Consider the following 21,523-nt stretch of genomic DNA (forward strand, 5'->3'; position numbering starts at 1 on the left):
CTCGCCACTGCCTTCCCCGGGCTCCGCTGCGCGCTGCGGCGCCGGCGCGCTGACCGGGGCGGTGGCGCTCTGCGCGCCACGAATGATCATCGGCGTTCGTGCTCCGCGGCGCGGCGCCTGCGTTGTGATGGCCGCCGTGGTGTCGTCGGTCGCAGGCGTCGTCCGTGGCGGCGCGCCGACCGCTATCATCGAGGGTGCGTGGCCGGTCAGCGCGGTCCGCGTCGACGGGTCATCACCTCCCGTGGACGGCGGGTCGAGGACAAGGATCGACGAGGCGGCGGCACTCGCCGTCGAGAACAGGCCGATGGCCAAGGCATGATGGAGCCGACGCATTTCCAGTTTCCCTGCCGATCCGGCCGTCATGTGCCGGTTTCCTGACCGAAGCGATAGCGCGCAAGGAATTAACAAACACGCAAGGAACTGACAAAAACAGGCCCGGCAACGCCTGCGGGGGTCGGGGAGGGCTGTCGCCTCCCGCAATTCGTCGCCGGGGAACTTGCCCTGCGGCGCATGGCGGGATAGGCGTTTTCCGGACGTTGAAAGGACCTGACGTTTGGCCGAAATCCTGCCGGAAAGCGAGGCGCTGCCGCGCGCCGTCGACCTGCTTGGCGCGGGGGCGGTGGTGGCGATCCCCACCGAGACCGTCTACGGGCTTGCCGCCGACGCCACCAATGGCGAGGCGGTGGCGCGCATCTACGAGGCCAAGGGCCGGCCTCGCTTCAACCCGCTGATCGCCCATGTGGCCGACCTGGCCATGGCCGAGCGCATCGCGGTCTTCGACCCGCTGGCGCGCAAGCTCGCCGCCGCCTTCTGGCCGGGACCGCTGACCATGGTGCTGCCGCATCGGGCCGATTCGGGCATCCACCCGCTGGTGACCGCCGGCCTCGACACGATTGCGCTGCGCTGGCCGAGAGGGTTCGGCGCCCGTGTGATCGCCGCCCTTGGGCGACCCGTGGCAGCGCCCAGCGCCAACACTTCGGGCCGCATCAGCGCGACGACCGCGGCGGCGGTGATGGCCGATCTCGGCCCGCGCATCCCGCTTGTCGTCGACGGCGGACCGACGCCGGTGGGGCTCGAATCGACCATCCTCAAGGTGGAGGAAGGGCGCCTGACGCTGCTGCGTCCGGGCGGCGTGGCGGCCGCCGACATCGAGCGAGTGGCGGGAACGAGCCTGGCGCGCGGTGCAAAGGCCATCGAGGCTCCCGGCATGATGGCTTCGCATTATGCGCCCGAAGCGCAGATGCGGCTCAACGCGCAGAGCGTAGGCGAGGGCGAGGCGCTGCTTGCCTTCGGTCCGCATCGCGCCGCCGGGGCGGACAGGGCGCTCGCCGTCAGGAACCTGTCGGAGCGCGGCGATCTGCGCGAGGCGGCGGCCAACCTGTTCTCGCATCTCCTGGCGCTTGACCGTTCGGGCGCTGCCACAATCGCCGCCGAGCCGGTGCCCCTTGAAGGGCTGGGCGAGGCGATCAATGATCGCCTGGCGCGCGCCGCAGCCCCCCGCAACACGTAACCATCCAGGGCCAGTCCTGCCATGACCATCGATTCCGCCGTGCTCGACCGTTTCGCCGCCATCGTGGGGGAGCGCCACGCGCTGCGTGATCCCGACGCGATCGCTCCCTATGTGACCGAGCCGCGCGGCCTTTTCGCCGGCGTGACGCCGCTGGTGCTGCGGCCGGGCACGGTGGAGGAGGTGAGCCGCATCATGGCGCTGGCGAGCCAGACCGGCACGCCGATCGTGCCGCAGGGCGGCGGCACCGGCCTCGTCGGCGGCCAGATGCCGGACGCGACGGGCGGCGAGATCGTGCTGTCGCTGGCGCGCCTCAACCGCATCCGCGAGATCGATGTCGGCTCCAACACCGCCACCGTCGAGGCGGGCGTGGTGCTGCAGACCCTGCAGGAGGCGGCGGCGGAGAAGGACCGGCTGTTCCCGCTGTCGCTCGGCTCGCAAGGCTCCTGCCAGATCGGCGGCAACCTGTCGTCCAATGCCGGTGGCGTCGGCGCGCTCGCCTACGGCACGGCGCGCGACCTCTGCCTCGGCGTCGAGGTGGTGCTGCCGACGGGCGAGGTGTTCGATGACCTGCGCAAGCTGAAGAAGGACAATACGGGCTACGACCTCAAGGACCTGTTCGTCGGCGGCGAGGGCACGCTCGGCGTCATCACGGCGGCGGTGGTCAAGCTCTTTCCGATGCCGAAGGGCCGGGAACTCGCCTGGGCCGCGCTCGGCTCGCCCGAGGATGCGCTGGGCTTCTTCGAGATGGCGAACGACAAGGCAGGCAGCGGACTGACCGCCTTCGAGCTGATCGAGCGCACGCCGCTGGCCTTCACGCTGGCGCATATTCCCGGCAGCGTCGATCCGCTGTCCGAGGCGCATCCCTGGTATGTGATGCTGGAAATCTCCTCCGGCCGTTCGGCCGACGACGCCAAGGCCCTGATGGAGGAGGTGCTGACGACGGCCTTCGAGGCCGCTCTGGTGGCGGATGCGGCCATCGCCCAGAACGAGGCGCAGGCGGGGGCCTTCCGCCATCTGCGCGAATCGATGTCGGAGGCGCAACGCCCGGAAGGCGGCTCGATCAAGCACGACATCTCGGTGCCCGTGGCCAAGATACCGGACTTCATCCGCCGTGCCGGCGCGGCGGCGCAGGAGGTCGCTCCGGGCTGCCGTCCGGTCTGCTTCGGCCATATGGGCGACGGCAATCTGCACTACAACATCACGCAGCCCGTCGGCGCCGACAAGCTGTCCTACCTCGCCCTCTACCGGCCGATGAACGATGCGGTGCACGCCATCGTCCGTGAACTCGGCGGCTCCTTCTCGGCCGAGCACGGCATCGGCCGCATGAAGCGCGAGGAACTGATCGCCACGCAGCCGGCCATCGCCACCGAACTGATGCGCAGGATCAAGAGCGCCTTGGATCCGACCGGCATCATGAACCCGGGGAAGGTGATCTAGCCGGCGGGCCGTGGCGTTAGCCGGCATTTACGTTTCGGTGATACCCCTTGCCAGGTGGTTACGCGGGGTGGAAATCGCTAACCATCTGTCTGATCAGCAAAATTTAACCGACTTTCTAAGCCTGACGGTAACGAGCCCACGCTAGGGTGACCTCCATAACGAGGCCGAAAACGGCCCGGCGAGAGACCGGAAAACCGGCTCTCAGGAGTGACAGGAAGGCTAACAATGAACAGTGGGCTTAAGCCAGTCTGGGCGGGCCGCGCCATGCGGCTCGACCCGTTTCGTCTCCCGCAGGCTGTCAGCTACGCGGCACAGGACGATTTCGGCGAGGTGTCCTTCACCATCGATCCGCGCGGCGTGCGCATGAAGCGTATCCTGAGCCGCAGCGGGCTGCCGGTGACCTTCGCCCTGCCGCCACGCGCCTTTCGCGGCATCGCCGCGCGCGCCATCGAGGACGAATTCGGCGACGTGACGGTGACGCTGGAACTGCACCACATCGACCCGATGCTGTGCGTGCCGCTGCTGGTGGCCGGCGATCTCGACGATGTGGCCGCCGACTGGCGCGCCTGGTCGGAAGCCTACCATCTGCCGATGCTGATGATCGAGGCCGACGGCCTTGCCTATCCGCTCGAGGAAGCGATCGGCGAGGTGAGGGCGGCGGCGCCCAAGGACCGCCGCCAGGGCCGCGCCGTGCGCGCCCGCCGGCCGCGCTTCCTGGCCCGCCGCAAATGCGGCAGCCTCGGCGTGCGCGTGGTCGTGGCGGGCGAGGAGATCATCGCTCGCGAATAGCGCATTTGCAGTCAGAACATCTGACATCCGCACAAAGGCGCAAGAACAGGCCCCGCGAAGAGGCAATGTTCAGAAACTGGGGCTGATCACCGCCCACACGCTGCCGCCGACAAGGCCGAGGAAGATCAGCCAGCCCACCATGTTGTTGGACTTGAAGAGCGCCAGGCACTGATCCGCGTCGTCGATGTCGAGGACGCGGATCTGGCGCGCCATATGCGCGCCGGCGGCGACGAGGCCGGCAAGGGCCGGCATCGGCACCTCGGCCAGGGCGAAAGCGACGGCGAAGAACAGCAGGGCGCCGCCGTAGAGCACGATCAGCCATTGCTTCGTCCGGGCGCCGAACAGGCGGGCGGTGGAGCGCACGCCGACGATCGCATCGTCCTCCTTGTCCTGATGGGCGTAGATCGTGTCGTAGCCGATCACCCACAGGATCGATCCGAAATAGAGCAGCAGCGGCGCCAGCGTCAGGCTCTCGAAGGTGGCCGCCCAGCCCATCAGCGCGCCCCAGGAGAAGGCGAGGCCGAGGAAGAATTGCGGCCAGTCGGTGAAGCGCTTGGCGAAGGGATAGACCGCGACGACCGCCAGCGAGGCGAGGCCGAGGGCGATGGCGAAGGCATTGAACTGGATGAGCACCAGGAGTCCGGCAAGCGCCTGGGCGACGAGAAACGCCCAGGCCTGGCCGCGCGACACCTGCCCGGAGGGCAGCGGCCGCGAGCGGGTGCGCTCCACCTCGTTGTCGATCTTCTCGTCGACGATGTCGTTGTAGGTGCAGCCCGCGCCGCGCATGGCGATGGCGCCGACCAGGAACAGGGCGAGATGCCAGGGCGAAGGTGCGACCTGGAGAAGAGAAGCCCCCGGCTTGGCAAAGGCGCCGGCGGCCAGCGCCGTCGACCACCAGCAGGGCCACAGGAGCAACTGCCAGCCGATCGGCCGGTCCCAGCGCGCGAGCTGCGCATAGGGCCAGACCGCGCGCGGCAGGACGCGATAGACCCAATGTCCCGACGGAGCATCGGAAACACGGCCTTGGCCCTGCCTGGACTGGATCTGTTCCATGATGCGCCTTTCCTGTTCGACATGATCTTAGCACGGAGTGGCAAGGCCCGCCGCCCACGTCAAGCGCTTCGGCCGGGATCGATGCTGCGGACGGGGCTGAGGAAAGATCGCGCGCGGCGGCCGGAAATGCGACGATCGCCGGCGGCGCAGCCTGGGGAACTTGTCGGTGATCCCTTGACCTGACGGGCGTTCGGCCATAGCCGGAAGCGATATTGAACCAATGGGGATCGACAGCATGAAGGTTCTTCTCATCGGGTCCGGTGGCCGCGAGCATGCGCTGGCCTGGAAACTGGCTGCCTCTCCGGTGCTGACGAAGCTCTACGCCGCGCCCGGCAATCCGGGCATCGCCGGCGAGGCCGAGTGCGTGGCGATCGACATTGCCGACCACGCTGCCGTGGCTGCCTTCTGCCGCAAGGAGGCGATCGATCTTGTGGTGGTCGGGCCGGAGGCGCCGTTGGTGGCGGGCCTTGCCGACGTGCTCTCGCAGGCCGGCATTCGTGTGTTCGGCCCGAGTGCGGCGGCCGCGCAGCTCGAGGGGTCGAAGAGCTTCACCAAGGAATTGTGCGACCGGCAGGGCATTCCGACAGCCGCCTATGGCCGCTTCGACAACGCGCTGGCGGCCCGCGAATATGTGCGCGAGCACGGCGCGCCGATCGTCATCAAGGCGGACGGGCTGGCGGCCGGCAAGGGCGTCACCGTCGCGATGACGGTGGACGATGCGCTGAATGCGGTCGAAGAATGCTTCGACGGCGGTTTCGGCGCCGCCGGGGCCTCGGTTGTGGTCGAGGAATTTCTGCAGGGCGAGGAGGCGAGCTTCTTCTGCCTGTGCGACGGCAAGACGGCGCTTCCCTTCGGCACGGCGCAGGACCACAAGCGCGTGGGCGAAGGCGACACGGGGCCGAACACGGGCGGCATGGGCGCCTATTCGCCGGCCCCGGCGATGACCGACGCGCTGATCGAGCGCACGATGCGGGAGATCGTCGAGCCGACGCTGAAGGGCATGGCCGAGATGGGCTTGCCCTTCACCGGCGTGCTCTATGCCGGGCTGATGCTGACCGCCGACGGGCCGAAGCTGATCGAGTACAACGTCCGCTTCGGCGATCCCGAATGCCAGGTGCTGATGCCGCGGCTCAAGGAAGACCTCTTGGTGCTAATGAACGCCGCCGTCGACGGGCAGCTTGCGCACATGTCGGCGCGCTGGCGCGACGAGGCGGCGCTGACCGTGGTGCTGGCGGCGGAAGGCTATCCGGCGAACCCGCGGAGGGGCAGCGTCATCCGTGGCGTCGACGAGGCGGCGAAGGGCGAGGACGTGGTGATCTTCCATGCCGGAACGGCGCTTAAGGACGGCGCGCTGGTCGCCAATGGCGGGCGGGTGCTCAACGTGACGGCGCTCGGCGGCAGCGTGAAGGAAGCGCAGGCCCGCGCCTATACGGCGGTCGACCGGATCGACTGGCCGGAAGGGTTCTGCCGCCGCGACATCGGCTGGCGGGCGGTGCAGCGCGAGGGCTGAGTTTCAGCGCCGCGAGGCGCTCAGTCCCTCATGAAGGCAAAGTCCGATTCGAACGGATCGGGCGCCGGCTTGTCGGGCAGGGTGCCTTCGGCAACCCGCTTGCGGTGGTGGCTGAGCGAGCATTCGGCAGAACACAGAACGCCGCGGTCCGTCCAATAGGCCGGCCCGTTCTCGATGATCCCCTCGTGATAGGCGAAATCCGGCGAGCCGAACGCCTTGCCGCACTCGATGCAGCGATGTCTTTCCGGTCGTGCGAGCATAGGGCGCCCTGTTCGTATCCGCGGTTATCCAAGAGCCGTGACTTACAGGGCCTGTCGCTTGCCGGCAAGCGTTCTAGCGTTGACGTTTACGTAAAAAGAAAATAGCAATTGCGGGTGAGGATGGCGCCCAGGCGTTGTGCCACAGCGTTGCGTGTCCCGTCGGAGGTGGACAGGGCGCCCACATGTTCGAACCGCATCGTGCTTTCTGAAAATCGATTCCGATTTTCGAGCCGAAGCGCTGGAGCATTTTGCAGCCGGATGAGATCATCTGACGGCGAATAAATGCGGCTAAATGGTCCAGGCTGGCCCGGATCTTGAGGAGGATTGCAGATGTATCGAGCGCCCGTCGACGAAATCGCCTTCACCCTGAAGCACGTGACGGGCTTTGCCGCCGATCTGGAAGCCGGCCGGTTCGGCGATCTTTCGGAGGATCTTGTGGATGCGATCCTGACCGAGGCCGGACGTTTCGCGGCCGAGGAGATCGCGCCGCTGGCCAGGATCGGCGACGAGACCGGAGCGGTGCTGAAGGACGGTCAGGTGACGACGCCGCCCGGCTGGGCCGATCTCTACCGGCGCTGGTGCGAGGGCGGCTGGAACGGGCTGTCGGCCCCCGAAGAGTATGGCGGCCAGGGCCTGCCGACGCTGCTCGCCGTGGCGGCCATCGAGATGTGGAATTCGGGCTCGATGGCCTTCGCCATAGGCCCGACGCTGACCATCGGCGCCATCGAGGCGCTGCACCGGCACGCGACGCCCGAACTGCAGCAGACATATCTCGAAAAGCTCGTCTCCGGCGAATGGATGGGGACGATGAACCTGACCGAGCCGCAGGCGGGCTCCGATCTCAACGCCCTGAGGGCACGCGCCGAGCCTGCCGGCGACGGCACCTACCGCATCTTCGGCCAGAAGATCTTCATCACCTATGGCGAGCACGATTTCACCGACAACATCGTGCATCTGGTGCTTGCCCGGCTGCCCGACGCGCCGGCGGGAACGAAGGGCATCTCGCTGTTCCTGGTGCCGAAATTCCTGGTCGGCAAGGACGGGACGCCTGGTGCCCGCAACGATGTTTTCTGTGCTTCGATGGAGCACAAGCTCGGCATCCACGCTTCGCCGACCTGCACGATGATCTATGGCGACGGCCGGTTCGGCGATGCGCCGGGCGCCATCGGCTGGCTGATCGGCGAGGAGAATCGGGGCCTTGCCTGCATGTTCACCATGATGAACAACGCGCGGCTCGCCGTCGGCATGCAGGGGGTCGGCATCGCCGAGGCGGCGACGCAGAAGGCGATCGCCTATGCGGCCGAGCGCCGCCAGGGTCGCGCGCCCGGCTGGACCGGCGAGGGCATGAGCCCGATCGTCGAGCATCAGGACGTCAAGCGATCGCTCCTGACGATGAAGGCGCAGACCCAGATGGCCCGCGCCATCACCTATTGCTGCGCGCACGCACTCGACATGGCCCGGCTGGCCGACGGCGAGGAAGCGAAGGCCTGGCAGGCGCGCGCCGATATCCTGACGCCGATGGCGAAGGCGTTTTCCACCGATGCCGGGGTCGAGGTGGCCTCGCTCGGCGTGCAGGTGCATGGCGGCATGGGCTATATCGAGGAGACGGGAGCGGCCGTCCTCTATCGCGATGCGCGCATCGCACCGATCTACGAGGGCACCAACGGCATCCAGGCGATCGATCTGGTGACGCGCAAGCTGCCGCTCGACGGCGGCGAGGCGATCGCGCGTCTGCTGGCCGGGCTGCGCGAGGACCAGAAGGCGGCAGCGCGTGCCGACGGCCTTGGCGCGACGGGCAAGCGGCTGGCCGCGGCGCTCGACGACCTGGAGGAGGCGACGGCTTTCCTGATGGAGGCGATGAAGACCGGCCACATGGCGACGGCGCTCGCCGGTGCGACGCCGTATCTGCGCCTCTTCGCGCTGACCGTCGGCGTGGCCTTCAACGCCCGCGCGGTGGCCGCCAACGCCAACCCGGGCCACGCGGCATTGGTGCGTTTCATGGCGGAAAACCTGCTTGGCGAGACGGCGGCGCTGAAACAGCGCGTGGTGGACGGCGCGGGCAGCCTGGAGGCTGCTGCGGCAAGCCTCCTCGGCGCCTGAGATCCAAAGGGAAGGGGACGAGCGATGAGCGAACATGTCGCTGTCGAACGGCGTGACGCGCTGCAGGTGATCCGGCTCAACCGGCCGGAAAAGAAGAATGCCATCACGCGGGCGATGTACGCCACGATGGCGGCGGCGCTGAAGGCGGGCGATGCCAACGACGGCGTGCGCTGCCAGGTGATCCTCGGCCAGCCGGGCGCCTTTTCGGCGGGCAACGATCTTGCTGATTTCCTGGCGGTCGCCACGGGCGGTGAAGGCGGCACGGAGGTCTATGATTTCCTGCTGGCCCTGGCCGGGTCCGCCAAGCCGCTGGTGTCCGGGGTCGACGGGATCGCGGTCGGCATCGGCACCACCATCCATCTGCATTGCGACCTGACGCTGGCGACGCCGCGCACCGTGTTTTCGACGCCCTTCGTCGATCTCGGCCTGGTGCCGGAGGCAGGCTCCAGCCTGCTCGCGCCGCTCGCGCTCGGGCATCAGCGCGCCTTCGCGCTGCTGGCGTTGGGCGAGGGGCTGCCGGCACAGGAAGCCAAGGCGGCCGGGCTCGTTCACGCCGTGGTCGAGCCGGAGGCGCTGGACGACGCGGTGTTCAGGACGGCCGAGACGCTTGCCGCCAAGCCGCCCGAGGCGCTGAAGATCGCCCGCGATCTGATCCGTGGCCCGCGCGAGGCGGTGGTCGCACGCATCCACGAGGAGGCCGGGCATTTCCGCGCACGGCTCCGATCCGAAGAGGCGCGCGCCGCCTTCATGGCCTTCATGAGCAGGAAATAGCGTGCAGGGGCGATGCCCTTGCACGCACCTTCTTACGGATAGAGCCGCCTCGTCTGCCAGGCACCCTTGTCGTCGCGGCTGAAGACCACCCGGTCGTGCAGGCGGAAGGGGCGGTCGTGCCAGAACTCGATGGTCTGCGGCACGATGCGGAAGCCGGACCAGTAGGCCGGCCGCGGTATCGTGCCGACGGCATATCGGGCGGTGTACTCGGCAACCGCCTTTTCCAGGGCGAAGCGGCTTTCCAGCGGCCGCGACTGCTTTGAGGCCCAGGCCCCGATGCGGCTGCCGCGCGGGCGTGAGGCGTAATAGGCGTCGGCCTCCTCGGCGCTCACCTCCTCCACCGGCCCGCGCACGCGCACCTGGCGGCGCAGGCTCTTCCAATGAAAGCACATCGCCGCCTTCTTCGACGACAGGATCTCGCGCCCCTTGGTGCTCTCGAAATTCGTGTAGAAGACGAAGCCGCGCTCGTCGAACCCCTTGAGAAGCACCATGCGAACATTGGGCATGCCGTCCTCGTCGACCGTCGCGAGCGCCACGGCGTTGGGATCGTTCGGCTCCGACTGCCCGGCATCGTCCAGCCATTCGGCGAACAGCCGGTAGGGCTCGTCGCGTTCGGTGAAGTCACCGGATTTTAACGTCTCGTCAATCATCATGGATGCCTGAATTCGTGAGTTCCGTGGGGAGAATGCCGATTGCCGGGGGCAAAGCAAGCACCAGTTTGCAGGAGTGCTTTGGGTCTGCGCGGGTTTTGCCTTGTGGCAGGGCTGTTCGCGGGGCTTCTTCTGGCCGGCTGCAGCGTCTCCGCGCTCGACCCTCGCGGGATGCAGCCAGACTACACCGCGGTCACCGGAGGGATCCCGGTGCCCGACGAGGAAGGGGCCGCGCAGACGGCCCGGGAAGGGCACGCCGTGCTGGCGGCGCTGGCTGCCGGAGCGCAGACACCCTTCGGCTGGGAAGCCCCGGATGGCGAGTCGCGCGGCACTGTGACCTGGATCTCGGACGAGAGCGACGGGCCCTGTCGCAGCTTCGTGACGACGCGCGAAAGCTTCGACGGCGTGGCGCTTTACCGCGGCTCGGCCTGCCTGGACGAGCGCACAGGCTGGCGGCTGCAATCCTTCGAGCGCTCCGAGGGCTGAACGCAGCGGGCGGTCTGGAATTTCTTCCTAGCCGACCGCATATTATGAACGACATCCCGATTTCACGAACGTTTTGCCCTATAGTGCGGAACGATCAGCGATAGAGCAGCATATGCGTGACCCTTACGACATACTGGGCGTGGCCAAGAGCGCCTCGACCAAGGACATCAAATCGGCCTACCGCAAGCTGGCGAAGAAATATCATCCGGACCAGAAGCCGGACGACCCGAAGGCCAAGGAGCGGTTCAGCGAGATCGGCCAGGCCTACGAGATCCTGGGCGACGAGAAGAAGCGTGCCGCCTTCGACCGCGGCGAGATCGACGCCGAGGGCAAGCCGCGCTTCCAGGGCTTCGAAGGTGCGGGCGGCGATCCGTTCGCCGGCTTCCGCCGCGCAGGCCGGGCAGGGCCTGGCGCCCAGCGTTTCGAGTTCCGCACCGGCGGTCCCGATGGCGCGGGCTTTGGCGGTGCCGACATCTTCAGCGAGATCTTCGGCCATGCCTTCTCGCAGGCCGGCACCGGCAGCAAGCGCCAGACGGCCGGCGCGGGCCAGCGCCCGAGCGGCATGGGCGACCTCAACGCAACGCTCGACGTCGACATCGAGGACGTGGCGAAGGCCGCCAAGGTGACGGCGATCTTTCCCGGTGGACGGCGCATCGCCGTCAAGCTGCCGCATTACGTGGAAGACGGCCAGGTGATCCGCCTGAAGGGGCAGGGCGAGGAGACGGTCTTCGGCGAGCGCGGCGACGCCCTCGTCACGCTGCGCTTCCGCAGGCATTCGCGCTACCGGGTCGAGGGGCGCGACCTGCATGTCGACCTGCCGGTCAGCCTCCGCGACGCGGTGCTCGGCGCGAAGGTTCCCGTCGAGACGCCCACCGGCCGCCTCGCGGTCACCGTTCCGGCATGGTCGAGCTCCGGCCGGACGCTGCGCGTCAAGGGCCGCGGCCTGCCGCACAAGGTCGAGGGGCATGGCGATCTCTACGCCCACGTGCAGATCATGTTGCCGGAGGGGGGAGATCCAGCGCTCGAGGCATTGTTCCGCCAATCTGCTTGATGCCGCCGTTGGGCTGTGCGATAGGGCTGCCGGCTTGTAGCATCGCGCGGCAGGGGAATCGCTCCCTTGCGCCGATGCGAGAAGATGGAGTGATGAAGCGCCGCGCCTTCGGGTGAGAGCGGGACGCTTCGGCAACAGAATGCGGAGAACCGTTCCATGGCAAATGGCAATGGCCTGATGGCCGGAAAGCGCGGGCTCATCCTGGGGGTCGCCAACAACCGCTCGATCGCCTGGGGGATCGCCAAGGCCTGCGCCACACAGGGCGCGGAACTGGCGTTGACCTATCAGGGCGATGCGCTGAAGAAGCGTGTCGAGCCGCTGGCCGAGGAACTCGGCGCGATGGTCGCCGGTCATTGCGACGTGACCGACATGGACAGTGTCGACGCGGTGTTCGAGACCGTCCGCAAGGCCTGGGGCCGGCTGGACTTCGTCGTCCATGCCGTTGCCTTTTCCGACAAGGACGAGCTGACCGGCCGCTATGTCGAGACGAGCCGCGACAACTTCCTGCGCAGCATGGACATTTCCGTCTATTCGCTGACGGCCGTCGCCAAGCGCGCCGAGCCGCTGATGACGGATGGCGGGTCGATCCTGACGCTGACCTATTACGGCGCCGAAAAGGTGATGCCGCACTACAATGTGATGGGCGTCGCCAAGGCGGCGCTCGAAGCGAGCGTGCGCTACCTGGCGGTCGACCTCGGCGGCAACAACATCCGCGTCAACGCGATCTCGGCCGGCCCGATCAAGACGCTTGCCGCCTCCGGCATCGGCGATTTCCGCTACATCCTGCGCTGGAACGAATACAACTCGCCGCTGAAGCGGGTGGTGACCACCGACGAGGTGGGCGATTCGGCCCTCTATCTCCTGTCGCATCTGTCGCGTGGCGTGACGGGCGAGGTGCTGCATGTGGATTCGGGCTATCACGTTGTCGGCATGAAGGCCGTCGACGCGCCGGATATCTCCGTGGTGACGGAATAGACACGGCCGCATCTTGCTTCCACTGCTCTACATCGTCCGTCACGGCCAGACCGACTGGAATGTCGAGGAGCGGCTGCAGGGGCAGGCCGACACCGATATCAATGCCGTCGGCCGCCGGCAGGCCGACGCCAACGGCAGGCGCATGGCCGAACTCATCGCCGACGCCGCGGTGTTCGATTTCGTGGCGAGCCCGCTCAGGCGCACGCGCGAGACCATGGAGCGCGTGCGCGCCGGCATGGGCCTGCCGCGCCAGGGCTACCGCACTGACGACAGGCTGATGGAGCTGCATTTCGGCGACTGGCAGGGGTTCACCTATGCCGAGCTGGAAGCGGCAAATCCCGGCTGCACGCAGGCGCGGTCGCGCAACAAGTGGCGCTTCGTGCCGCCCGGAGCGCAGGCGGAAAGCTATGAGATGCTGGCGGCGCGGGTGAAGCCGTGGTTCGAAGGGGCGAGCCGGCCGACGGTGTGCGTCACCCATGGCGGGGTGATCCGCTCGTTTCTGTTTCAGGTGGGGCAGCTTTCAGCCGACGAGGCGGCGAGCCTCAGTATTCCGCAGGACAAAGTCCTGCGCTTTCGGCATGGTAAGGCGGAGTGGCTCTGAGCCTATTCGGGCAGGACCATGTCGGTGATCTGCTTCTCGCCGTTCTCGACATCGCGATAGGCGATCACCACGTCCATGCCGGGCTCGATGACCGAGGCATCCATCTCGGCCGGCAGCTTGTAGGTCTGGCCGTTCTCCAGCGTGATCGTCAGATTTTCCTGGTCGACCTTGGTGACCGTGCCCTCTGCGTCGGCGGCGAGAGCCGGAAAGACAAGGGCACATAAAACCACCGCTGCTGCAACAATGCGCATTCGCTATCTCTCCCAGATAAAGGCTCATCGCGCGCGCTCGAGACGCGGAATCATACCGTCGATAGAACAGCCAGAATGTGTCAAAACTGGTGCGGAACGCAACACGGCGCGGCCGCCAGGCGCCATCACGGATGATTTCCTCTGCTTACGGGGCGATACGCGGTTTCCCTGTTGCACTTGTGCGCCGCCGGGTGTTTCCCCAAGGCGCCAAACCGCTTTACAGCGCCGTGCGTCCATCAGGACACACAAAGGACGCTGTAAGTCCTTGAATCTGCGCATCGTGCTTTCCGAAAATCGGTTCCGATTTTCGGGCCGATGCGCTAGAAGCGGGCGATCGGTTCCGGCTTTTCGGAAAACCGGTTCGTCCGCCGCAGAAGAGTTCCGTCCATGTCGCACAACACCTTCGGCCATCTGTTCCGTGTCACCACCTGGGGCGAAAGCCACGGGCCGGCGATCGGCTGCGTGATCGACGGCTGCCCGCCCGGCATCCGCTTCACCCGGGCCGAGATCCAGGCCGAGCTCGACAAGCGCCGGCCGGGCCAGTCGCGCTTCGTCACCCAGCGCCGCGAGCCGGATGCGGTGAAGATCCTGTCGGGCGTTCTGCCGGAGGAGGACGGCGACACGCTGACCACCACGGGCACGCCGATCTCGATGCTTATCGAGAACGTCGACCAGCGCTCAAAGGATTACGGCGAGATCGCCCGGCGCTTCCGGCCGGGCCATGCCGATTTCACCTATGAGGCCAAATACGGCCTCAGGGACTATCGAGGCGGCGGCCGCTCCTCGGCGCGCGAGACGGCGACGAGGGTCGCCGCCGGCGCGCTCGCCCGCAAGGTGGTGCCGGGCCTGACGGTGCGCGGCGCGCTGGTCGCCATGGGCGACAAGGCGATCGACCGCGCCAATTGGGATTGGGATTTCATCGGCCACGCCGACAACCCGTTCTTCACGCCGGATCCGGCCTCTGTGCCGGTCTTCACTGATTATCTCGATGGCATCCGCAAGGCGGGGTCCTCCGTCGGCGCGGTGATCGAGGTGGTGGCGGAAGGGGTTCCGGCGGGCCTCGGGGCGCCGATCTATGCCAAGCTCGACCAGGACATCTGCGCCAATCTGATGTCGATCAACGCCGTCAAGGGCGTGGAGATCGGCAACGGCTTCGAGGCGGCGCGCATCACGGGCGAGGAGAATGCCGACGAGATGCGCATGGGCAATGACGGCCGCCCGCATTTCCTGAGCAACAATGCCGGCGGCATCCTGGGCGGGATTTCCACCGGCGAGCCCATCGTGGCGCGCTTCGCGGTCAAGCCGACATCGTCGATCCTGACGCCGCGCAGGAGCGTCGACAAGGACGGGCACGACGTGGATGTGCTGACCAAGGGGCGGCACGACCCCTGCGTCGGCATCCGCGCCGTACCGATCGGCGAGGCGATGCTTGCCTGTGCCATCGCCGACCACTATCTGCGCCATCGAGGGCAGACGGGAAGATGAGTGAATAGAGCGAATAGGGAGTAGCGAATAGCGAATACGGTGAGGAGCACTGCCAAACCGCCGGGAACATGAGTTCTATTCGCTATTCGCTACTCCCTATTCGCTCTTCACCTACAATAACGGACCAACCAGCCATGCCTTACGATCAAAAGAAAGTCGTCGAAGCCCTGCGCGCCTTCGAGCGTGGCGAGATCGTCGTCGTCATGGACGATGACGGGCGCGAGAACGAGGGCGATCTGATCGTTGCGGCGGTGCACTGCACGCCGGAGAAGATGGCCTTTATCGTGCGCCATACCTCGGGCATCGTCTGTGCGCCGATGCCGCATCAGGAGGCGAGGCGCCTGAACCTTGCGCCGATGGTCGCCGAGAACGATGCGCCGCATTCGACGGCCTTCACCGTCAGCGTCGATTTCAGGCACGGCACGACCACCGGCATCTCGGCCGAGGACCGCACGCTGACCGTGCGCAATCTTGCCAATCCCAATGTCGGACCCGGCGATTTCGTGCGTCCGGGCCACATCTTTCCGCTGGTCGCGCGCGAGGGGGGCGTGCTGATGCGCTCGGGCCACACCGAGGCGGCGGTCGACCTGTGCAGGCTTGCCGGCCTGCCGCCGATCGGCGTCATCTGCGAACTGGTCAATGACGACGGCACGGTCAAGCGCGGCCCGCAGGTCGTGGCCTTCGCCGAGGAGCATGGGCTGAAGCAGGTCTCCGTCGCCGATCTGATCGCCTATCGCCAGCGCCAGGAGACGCTGGTCGACCGGGTGGCGAGCTTCGACATCGAAACGCCCTCTGGGCCGGCCAAGGCGCATGCCTATACGCTGCCTTGGGAAGCGATGCAGCACCTGGCGATCGTCTTCGGCGACATCCGCGACGGCCAGGACATCCCGGTCCGGCTGCACACGGAGGACGTGGTCGCCGACGTGTTCGGCAAGGAGGAGCGCCTGCGACAGGCGATGGCGCGGATGGCGGGGCTCGGCCGCGGCGTTCTCGTCTATCTGCGCGAGGGCTCGGTGGGCGTCGCCCACCAGAACCGCCGCCGCCCGGCCGGCGAGGGCCGCGAGGATCACGACGAGGCGTTGCGGCGCGAGAGCGAGTGGCGCGAGATCGGCCTCGGGGCGCAGATCCTCAAGGACCTGGGCATTTCCTCGATCAAGCTGATGGCCTCGCGCGAACGCCACTATGTGGGCCTGGAAGGCTTCGGCATCGAGATCGCCTCGACCGACATCGTTTAGGGCATTCTGCGGTCAGGTGGAATCAACTGACGACCGCATAAATGCGGAAAAACAAAGAGATAAAACGGGACAACGTTTCCATGAAACGATGAACCGGTCTGGAAGGAGGCAGGCCCCGGCTGTCCGGGGCCCGCTGCGGCGGCAATCACTCCGCCGGCTGTGCCAGGGCTTCGGGCGGCGTGCCGGCCCTCGCGCCGGCGAGGCTCCCCTGGCCGAACAGCACCGTCAGGAACGAGCCTGCACCGGCTGCCACCGACACCCAGAAGCCGTTCTGCGGCCCGTAAGTATCGACCACCCAGCCGGCTGCGAACGAGCCGAACGCCATGCCGATGCCGATGCCGGTCATCACCCAGGTGATGCCCTCCGTCAGGATGGTCGGCGAAACGCGGCGCTCGATCAGCCCGAAAGCGGTGATGAAGGTCGGCGAGATCGCCATCCCACTGACGAAGACGGCGAAGGCCAGCAGCGCCACCGTGTCGGCGAAAAGCAGGGGCACTGTGGTGAGCGCGATGATGGCGACGGCGATGGCGAGCTGGCGCTGCAGGGGCAGCTTCAGGTTCAGCGCACCGACGATCAGGCCGACGACGAAGGAGCCGACGGCGTAGACGCCGATGACGAGGCTCGCCGCGCCCGGCTGGCCGAGCTCCTTGGTGATCGCTACCGCACTCACCTCTGCCGTGGCGAAAATGGCGCCGACGAAGATCAGCGCGAGGGTGACGATCTGCACGGGCCGCTGGCTGATCGCCGAGCCGGCGGAGCTGTCGTCGGCGGGGCGCACGGGCGGCTCCGTCGAGCGCTGCGCGACGAAGGCGGTCGTGCCGACGGCGAGGAACAGGGTGCTGACGAGCATGCCCGCTTCCGGAAAGAGCGCCACGCTGAGGCCCACCGAGAGCGACGCGCCGGCGATGTAGACCAGTTCGTCGGCGACCGACTCGAAGGCGAAGGCGGTGTTGAGCTCGGGCCTGTCGTGGAAGATGCCTGTCCAGCGGGCCCGCACCATGGCCGGAATGCTCGGCATCAAGGCCGCCGGCAGCGCCGCGGCGAAGAGGGTCCAGGCGGGCCAGTCCAGTCTGGCGGCGGCGATCAGCACCAGGAAAGCGGCGACGGAGAGCGCCGTGGCCGGCGTCAGGATGGCCGCCTGGCCGCGCCGGTCGACGAGGCGGGAGATCTGCGGCGAGAGAAAGGCATTGGTGAGTGCGAAGGTGGCCGAGACGGCGCCGGCGAGCCAGTATTCGCCATGCGTCTGGGACAGCATGGCGACGATGCCGATCGGTGCCATGGCGATCGGCAACCGGGCGAGGAAGCCGGCGGCGGCGAATCCCTTGGTGCCCGGCGCCTTGAAGATTTCGCGATAAGGGTTAGGCATTGGAGCGATCCTTGATAAGGGGATAGATCGAGTTTACATACGCGGCGTATGTTGCTCAGATAGTGACATACGTCGCGTATGTCAAACTAATATACGTGGCGTATGTGAATGAGGAGCCGATGGCACACAAACCACGCAGCGAAATGATTGCCGAGACCCGCGCCAAGCTGGTGGCGGCCGCCCGCCACGCCTTCGGCACGGTGGGGTATGCCGCTGCCTCCATGGACGATTTCACCGCCGAAGCCGGCCTGACGCGCGGCGCGCTGTATCATCATTTCGGCGGCAAGGAAGGGCTTCTGCAGGCGGTGATCGCTGAGGTCGACGCAGAGATGAGCGAACGGCTCAACGTCATCTCGGCAAGCTATGCCGACCCCTGGGAGGGCTTCGTCGCCGAATGCGTGGCCTATATCGAGATGGCCCTCGAGCCGGAGATCCAGCGCATCATGCTGCTAGACGGGCCGGCGGTGCTGGGCGACCCCTACAACTGGCCGAACCAGACGGGCTGCATCCGCTCGCTTTCGCAGAGCCTGACGAGACTGGCGCAGGCCGGCCTGGCGGACGTGGCCGATCCGGAGGCGACGGCGCGCATGATCAACGGCGCCAGCCTTCACGCCTCGCTGTGGATCGCCAATGCCGACGATCCCGCAGCCGTGTCGAAGCGGGCGGTGGCGGCCTTCAAGAGGCTGCTCGAGGGGCTGCGGACGCAGAGCCGCGACCGCTTGTGACGAGCGCCGTCGGGCTCGGGTTGATGCGGCGCACATCACCCCACTCCGACTGCTTCGCGGCCACCTCTCCACTGCCCGGGGGAGAGGAAGGGCGCCAAGCAGTCCGCCTGATGCTTCCTCTCCCCGGTCGAGCGGGGGAGGTGGCCGCTGGCCGAACCGGATAGATGGGTGACAGTTTTCTTGTTTGCCGGAGCCGCTTTCATGAATGTGGCGGCTCCTGCGCGCGCCGGTGTTTATGTGCGCTGAAACTTCGGCTACATGGTCCTGGTGACCCTGCTCTCGCTCAGAGCGACATTTAAGTGAAAGATGACAGCCCAATGCCAGATTATCGTTCGAGAACAACCACCCATGGCCGCAACATGGCAGGGGCCCGCGGCCTCTGGCGCGCCACCGGTGTGAAGGACGGCGACTTCGGCAAGCCGATCATCGCCGTGGTCAATTCCTTCACCCAGTTTGTTCCCGGTCACGTCCATCTGAAGGACCTCGGCCAGCTTGTGGCACGCGAGATCGAGGTGGCGGGCGGCATCGCGAAGGAGTTCAACACCATCGCCGTGGACGACGGCATCGCCATGGGCCATGACGGCATGCTCTATTCGCTGCCCTCGCGCGAGATCATCGCCGACAGCGTCGAATACATGGTCAACGCCCATTGCGCCGACGCCATGGTCTGCATCTCCAATTGCGACAAGATCACGCCCGGCATGCTCAACGCGGCGATGCGGCTGAACATCCCCGCCATCTTCGTCTCCGGCGGGCCGATGGAAGCCGGCAAGGTCGTTCTCAACGGCAAGGCGCATGCGCTGGACCTGGTGGACGCCATGGTCGCCGCCGCCGACGAGAAGATCTCCGATGCCGATGTGGCGGTCATCGAGCGCTCGGCGTGCCCGACCTGCGGGTCGTGCTCGGGCATGTTCACGGCCAATTCGATGAACTGCCTGACCGAGGCCCTCGGCCTTTCGCTGCCGGGCAACGGCTCGACGCTGGCCACCCATGCCGACCGCAAGCGGCTGTTCCTCGAGGCCGGACGCCTCGTCGTGGATCTCGCCAGGCGCTACTATGAAGAGGACGACGCGTCGGTCCTGCCGCGCAATGTGGCCAACAAGCGGGCCTTCCAGAACGCCATGTCGCTCGACATCGCGATGGGTGGCTCCACCAACACGGTGCTGCACATCCTCGCCGCGGCGTATGAGGGCGGGATCGACTTCACCATGGACGACATCGATACGCTGTCGCGCAACGTGCCCTGCTTGTCGAAGGTCGCTCCCGCCAAGCAGGACGTGCATATGGAGGATGTCCACCGCGCCGGCGGCATCATGGCGATCCTCGGTCAGCTCGACGAAGGCGGGCTGATCCACCGCGACACGCCGACGGTGCATGCGTCCACCATCGGCGAGGCGATCGACCTCTGGGCGATCGACCGCACCGACAGCGAGAGCGTGCGCGATTTCTTCAAGGCGGCGCCGGGCGGCATCCCCACCCAGACCGCCTTCAGCCAGGATGCGCGCTGGGACGAACTCGACCTCGACCGTGAGAAGGGCGTGATCCGCTCCACCGCCCACCCCTTTTCCAGGGACGGCGGCCTGGCGGTGCTGAAAGGCAACATCGCGCTCGACGGCTGCATCGTGAAAACCGCGGGCGTCGACGAATCCATCCTGATATTCACCGGCCCGGCCGTGGTGTATGAGAGCCAGGATGCCGCCGTGAAGGGCATTCTCGGCAAGGAGGTGAAGGAGGGCGACGTGGTGGTGATCCGCTATGAGGGCCCCAAGGGCGGGCCGGGCATGCAGGAAATGCTCTATCCGACCAGCTACCTGAAGTCGCGCGGCCTCGGCAAGGCCTGCGCGCTGGTCACCGACGGGCGGTTCTCCGGCGGCACGTCCGGGCTTTCCATCGGTCACGCCTCGCCCGAGGCGGCGCAGGGCGGAGCGATCGGCCTGGTGCGCAACGGCGACGTCATCGAGATCGACATTCCCAACCGGACGATCAATCTTGCCGTGTCCGACGAGGAGCTGGCGGCGCGCCGCGCCGAGCAGGACAAGCTCGGCTGGAAGCCCGCCGCCCCGCGCAAGCGCAACGTGACCACGGCTCTGAAAGCCTACGCCGCCTTTGCCGCATCCGCCGACAAAGGGGCGGTTCGCATCCTGCCGGAATGACGCGCTGTTCGCGGAGCCCCGTCGACGCACATGCTCCAGATCGACCGGCACCATGGCCAAGCCACGGTCCGGTCCTTAAACTGACATAAGGGCCGTGTTCGCTCGCGTCGAGCGCTTCGGCTTGTTCGAAAACCGGCATCGGCTTGCGAGGCCGATGCACCAAAAGGTCAGGGGTGGCGATATCCGAAATGAAGACCCGTTTCTACACGCACCGCCTGTGCCGCGAGCACCTGACGCCGCCCGGCCATCCCGAGCGGCCGGACCGGTTGCGCGTCGTCGTCGATACGCTCGATGACGAGCCCTTCGCCTATCTGGAACGGCTGGAGGCGCCGCGCGCCGACGAGGCGGCGGTGCTGCACGCACATCCGCAAAGCCATCTGGACAAGGTGAAGGCGGCTATCCCCGAGGAGGGGCTGGCGCGCATCGACGAGGACACCACCGTCAGTCCGAAGAGCCTGGAGGCGGCGCTGCTCGCCGTCGGCGGCGCCACGGCCGCCGTCGACGACGTGTTTTCCGGCGCCGCCGGCAATGTCTTCGTCGCCGCCCGCCCACCCGGCCATCACGCCGAGAGGAACCGGGCGATGGGCTTCTGCCTGTTCAACAACGCGGCCATCGCCGCCCGCCACGCGCAGCAGAGGCATGGGGCCGAACGTATCGCCATCGTCGACTGGGACGTGCATCACGGCAACGGCACGCAGGACATCTTCTGGGACGATCCCTCCGTGCTCTATTGCTCGACGCATCAGATGCCGCTCTATCCCGGCAGCGGCGCACGCGAGGAGACCGGCGCCGGCAACATCGTCAACGCGCCGCTGCCGCCCGGCTCCGGTTCGGATGCCTTCCGCGAGGCTTTCGACACGCTGGTTCTGCCGGCGCTCGACCGATTCGCCCCGGACCTGATCATCATCTCTGCCGGCTTTGACGCGCATTGGCGCGATCCTTTGGCCGAGATCAATCTGGAGGCTCACGATTTCGACTGGGCGACGGGCGTGCTGCTGGAGAAGGCCGACCGTTTGTCACAGGGGCGCCTTGTCAGCCTCCTTGAAGGTGGCTACGACCTGCAGGGACTTTCCGCTTCGGTCGCCGCCCATGTCGGCCGCTTGATGAAGGGATGA

The 21,523-nt window shown here is 67.0% G+C and carries 21 protein-coding genes; 15 read left to right on the forward strand and 6 right to left on the reverse strand.

Annotated elements, in window-relative coordinates; all coding sequences use genetic code 11:
* Window positions 1-333 (reverse strand): hypothetical protein (locus tag NUU27_RS11035; RefSeq protein WP_374566456.1); only part of this gene is annotated, 333 nt, incomplete at its 3' end.
* A gap of 220 nt (window positions 334-553) precedes the next feature.
* Here NUU27_RS11035 and NUU27_RS11040 point away from each other — a divergent pair.
* From NUU27_RS11040 to NUU27_RS11050, 3 genes are all read left to right on the forward strand, one after another.
* Window positions 554-1,510, forward strand: a complete 957-nt coding sequence (locus NUU27_RS11040) for an L-threonylcarbamoyladenylate synthase (protein WP_257762153.1) — start codon at window positions 554-556, stop codon at window positions 1,508-1,510.
* Window positions 1,511-1,531: 21 nt separating this feature from the next.
* On the forward strand, window positions 1,532-2,947 hold the full coding sequence (locus NUU27_RS11045) for an FAD-binding oxidoreductase (protein WP_257762154.1): 1,416 nt from the start codon (window positions 1,532-1,534) through the stop codon (window positions 2,945-2,947).
* 225 nt (window positions 2,948-3,172) lie between these two features.
* Window positions 3,173-3,736 carry a DUF6101 family protein gene (locus NUU27_RS11050; RefSeq protein ID WP_257762155.1) on the forward strand — a complete coding sequence of 188 codons (564 nt, stop codon included), beginning with the start codon at window positions 3,173-3,175 and terminating at the stop codon, window positions 3,734-3,736.
* A 69-nt stretch (window positions 3,737-3,805) separates the two neighbouring features.
* Here the strand turns inward: NUU27_RS11050 and ubiA are convergent, their stop codons facing one another.
* Window positions 3,806-4,789: a 4-hydroxybenzoate octaprenyltransferase gene (ubiA, locus tag NUU27_RS11055; protein ID WP_257762156.1), complete on the reverse strand. Its 984-nt coding sequence runs from the start codon at window positions 4,787-4,789 to the stop codon at window positions 3,806-3,808.
* Window positions 4,790-5,024: 235 nt separating this feature from the next.
* Between ubiA and purD the strand changes: the two genes are divergently transcribed.
* The gene (gene purD / locus NUU27_RS11060) at window positions 5,025-6,299 is read left to right on the forward strand and encodes a phosphoribosylamine--glycine ligase (RefSeq protein ID WP_257762157.1); all 1,275 of its coding nucleotides are present in this window, start codon (window positions 5,025-5,027) and stop codon (window positions 6,297-6,299) included.
* A gap of 20 nt (window positions 6,300-6,319) precedes the next feature.
* Here the strand turns inward: purD and NUU27_RS11065 are convergent, their stop codons facing one another.
* Entirely contained in the window at window positions 6,320-6,559 is a 240-nt protein-coding gene (locus NUU27_RS11065) for a hypothetical protein (RefSeq protein WP_257762158.1), read from the reverse strand.
* A gap of 330 nt (window positions 6,560-6,889) precedes the next feature.
* Here NUU27_RS11065 and NUU27_RS11070 point away from each other — a divergent pair, with 330 nt between their 5' ends.
* Together NUU27_RS11070 and NUU27_RS11075 are read left to right on the forward strand one after the other, a co-directional pair.
* Complete coding sequence (locus tag NUU27_RS11070) at window positions 6,890-8,659, forward strand: acyl-CoA dehydrogenase (RefSeq protein WP_257762159.1); 1,770 nt, start codon at window positions 6,890-6,892, stop codon at window positions 8,657-8,659.
* A 24-nt stretch (window positions 8,660-8,683) separates the two neighbouring features.
* Entirely contained in the window at window positions 8,684-9,430 is a 747-nt protein-coding gene (locus NUU27_RS11075) for a crotonase/enoyl-CoA hydratase family protein (RefSeq protein WP_257762160.1), read from the forward strand.
* A 32-nt stretch (window positions 9,431-9,462) separates the two neighbouring features.
* Here NUU27_RS11075 and pdxH read toward each other — a convergent pair whose 3' ends face one another.
* On the reverse strand, window positions 9,463-10,080 hold the full coding sequence (gene pdxH / locus NUU27_RS11080; protein ID WP_257762161.1) for a pyridoxamine 5'-phosphate oxidase: 618 nt from the start codon (window positions 10,078-10,080) through the stop codon (window positions 9,463-9,465).
* A gap of 171 nt (window positions 10,081-10,251) precedes the next feature.
* Here pdxH and NUU27_RS11085 point away from each other — a divergent pair, with 171 nt between their 5' ends.
* The 4 genes from NUU27_RS11085 to NUU27_RS11100 all read left to right on the forward strand — a co-directional run bounded on the left by NUU27_RS11085 (window position 10,252) and on the right by NUU27_RS11100 (window position 13,193).
* The gene (locus NUU27_RS11085; protein ID WP_257762162.1) at window positions 10,252-10,566 is read left to right on the forward strand and encodes an RT0821/Lpp0805 family surface protein; all 315 of its coding nucleotides are present in this window, start codon (window positions 10,252-10,254) and stop codon (window positions 10,564-10,566) included.
* A gap of 112 nt (window positions 10,567-10,678) precedes the next feature.
* Window positions 10,679-11,617, forward strand: a complete 939-nt coding sequence (locus NUU27_RS11090) for a DnaJ C-terminal domain-containing protein (RefSeq protein ID WP_257762163.1) — start codon at window positions 10,679-10,681, stop codon at window positions 11,615-11,617.
* Between the two features lie 156 nt (window positions 11,618-11,773).
* Window positions 11,774-12,592 carry an enoyl-ACP reductase FabI gene (gene fabI, locus NUU27_RS11095; RefSeq protein WP_257762164.1) on the forward strand — a complete coding sequence of 273 codons (819 nt, stop codon included), beginning with the start codon at window positions 11,774-11,776 and terminating at the stop codon, window positions 12,590-12,592.
* Window positions 12,593-12,605: 13 nt separating this feature from the next.
* Window positions 12,606-13,193 (forward strand): histidine phosphatase family protein, encoded by a 588-nt coding sequence (locus NUU27_RS11100; protein WP_257762165.1) that lies wholly within the window; start codon window positions 12,606-12,608, stop codon window positions 13,191-13,193.
* Window positions 13,194-13,195: 2 nt separating this feature from the next.
* On the opposite strand, the gene NUU27_RS11105 is transcribed toward NUU27_RS11100, so the two are convergent.
* Entirely contained in the window at window positions 13,196-13,444 is a 249-nt protein-coding gene (locus NUU27_RS11105) for a DUF1344 domain-containing protein (protein WP_257762166.1), read from the reverse strand.
* A gap of 387 nt (window positions 13,445-13,831) precedes the next feature.
* Here NUU27_RS11105 and aroC point away from each other — a divergent pair, with 387 nt between their 5' ends.
* Both aroC and ribB read left to right on the forward strand, forming a co-directional pair.
* Window positions 13,832-14,929, forward strand: coding sequence for a chorismate synthase (gene aroC / locus NUU27_RS11110; RefSeq protein WP_257762167.1), 1,098 nt, complete (start codon window positions 13,832-13,834; stop codon window positions 14,927-14,929).
* A 134-nt stretch (window positions 14,930-15,063) separates the two neighbouring features.
* Window positions 15,064-16,164, forward strand: a complete 1,101-nt coding sequence (ribB, locus tag NUU27_RS11115; RefSeq protein ID WP_257762168.1) for a 3,4-dihydroxy-2-butanone-4-phosphate synthase — start codon at window positions 15,064-15,066, stop codon at window positions 16,162-16,164.
* Between the two features lie 145 nt (window positions 16,165-16,309).
* On the opposite strand, the gene NUU27_RS11120 is transcribed toward ribB, so the two are convergent.
* Window positions 16,310-17,530: an MFS transporter gene (locus tag NUU27_RS11120; protein WP_257762169.1), complete on the reverse strand. Its 1,221-nt coding sequence runs from the start codon at window positions 17,528-17,530 to the stop codon at window positions 16,310-16,312.
* A gap of 119 nt (window positions 17,531-17,649) precedes the next feature.
* Between NUU27_RS11120 and NUU27_RS11125 the strand changes: the two genes are divergently transcribed.
* From NUU27_RS11125 to NUU27_RS11135, 3 genes are all read left to right on the forward strand, one after another.
* Window positions 17,650-18,255: a TetR/AcrR family transcriptional regulator gene (locus tag NUU27_RS11125; RefSeq protein WP_257762170.1), complete on the forward strand. Its 606-nt coding sequence runs from the start codon at window positions 17,650-17,652 to the stop codon at window positions 18,253-18,255.
* A 317-nt stretch (window positions 18,256-18,572) separates the two neighbouring features.
* Complete coding sequence (gene ilvD, locus NUU27_RS11130; RefSeq protein WP_257762171.1) at window positions 18,573-20,408, forward strand: dihydroxy-acid dehydratase; 1,836 nt, start codon at window positions 18,573-18,575, stop codon at window positions 20,406-20,408.
* Between the two features lie 188 nt (window positions 20,409-20,596).
* Entirely contained in the window at window positions 20,597-21,523 is a 927-nt protein-coding gene (locus tag NUU27_RS11135) for a histone deacetylase family protein (RefSeq protein ID WP_257762172.1), read from the forward strand.

Source organism: Nitratireductor sp. ZSWI3 (genome assembly GCF_024655565.1).
Taxonomy (GTDB): Bacteria; Pseudomonadota; Alphaproteobacteria; order Rhizobiales; family Rhizobiaceae; genus Nitratireductor.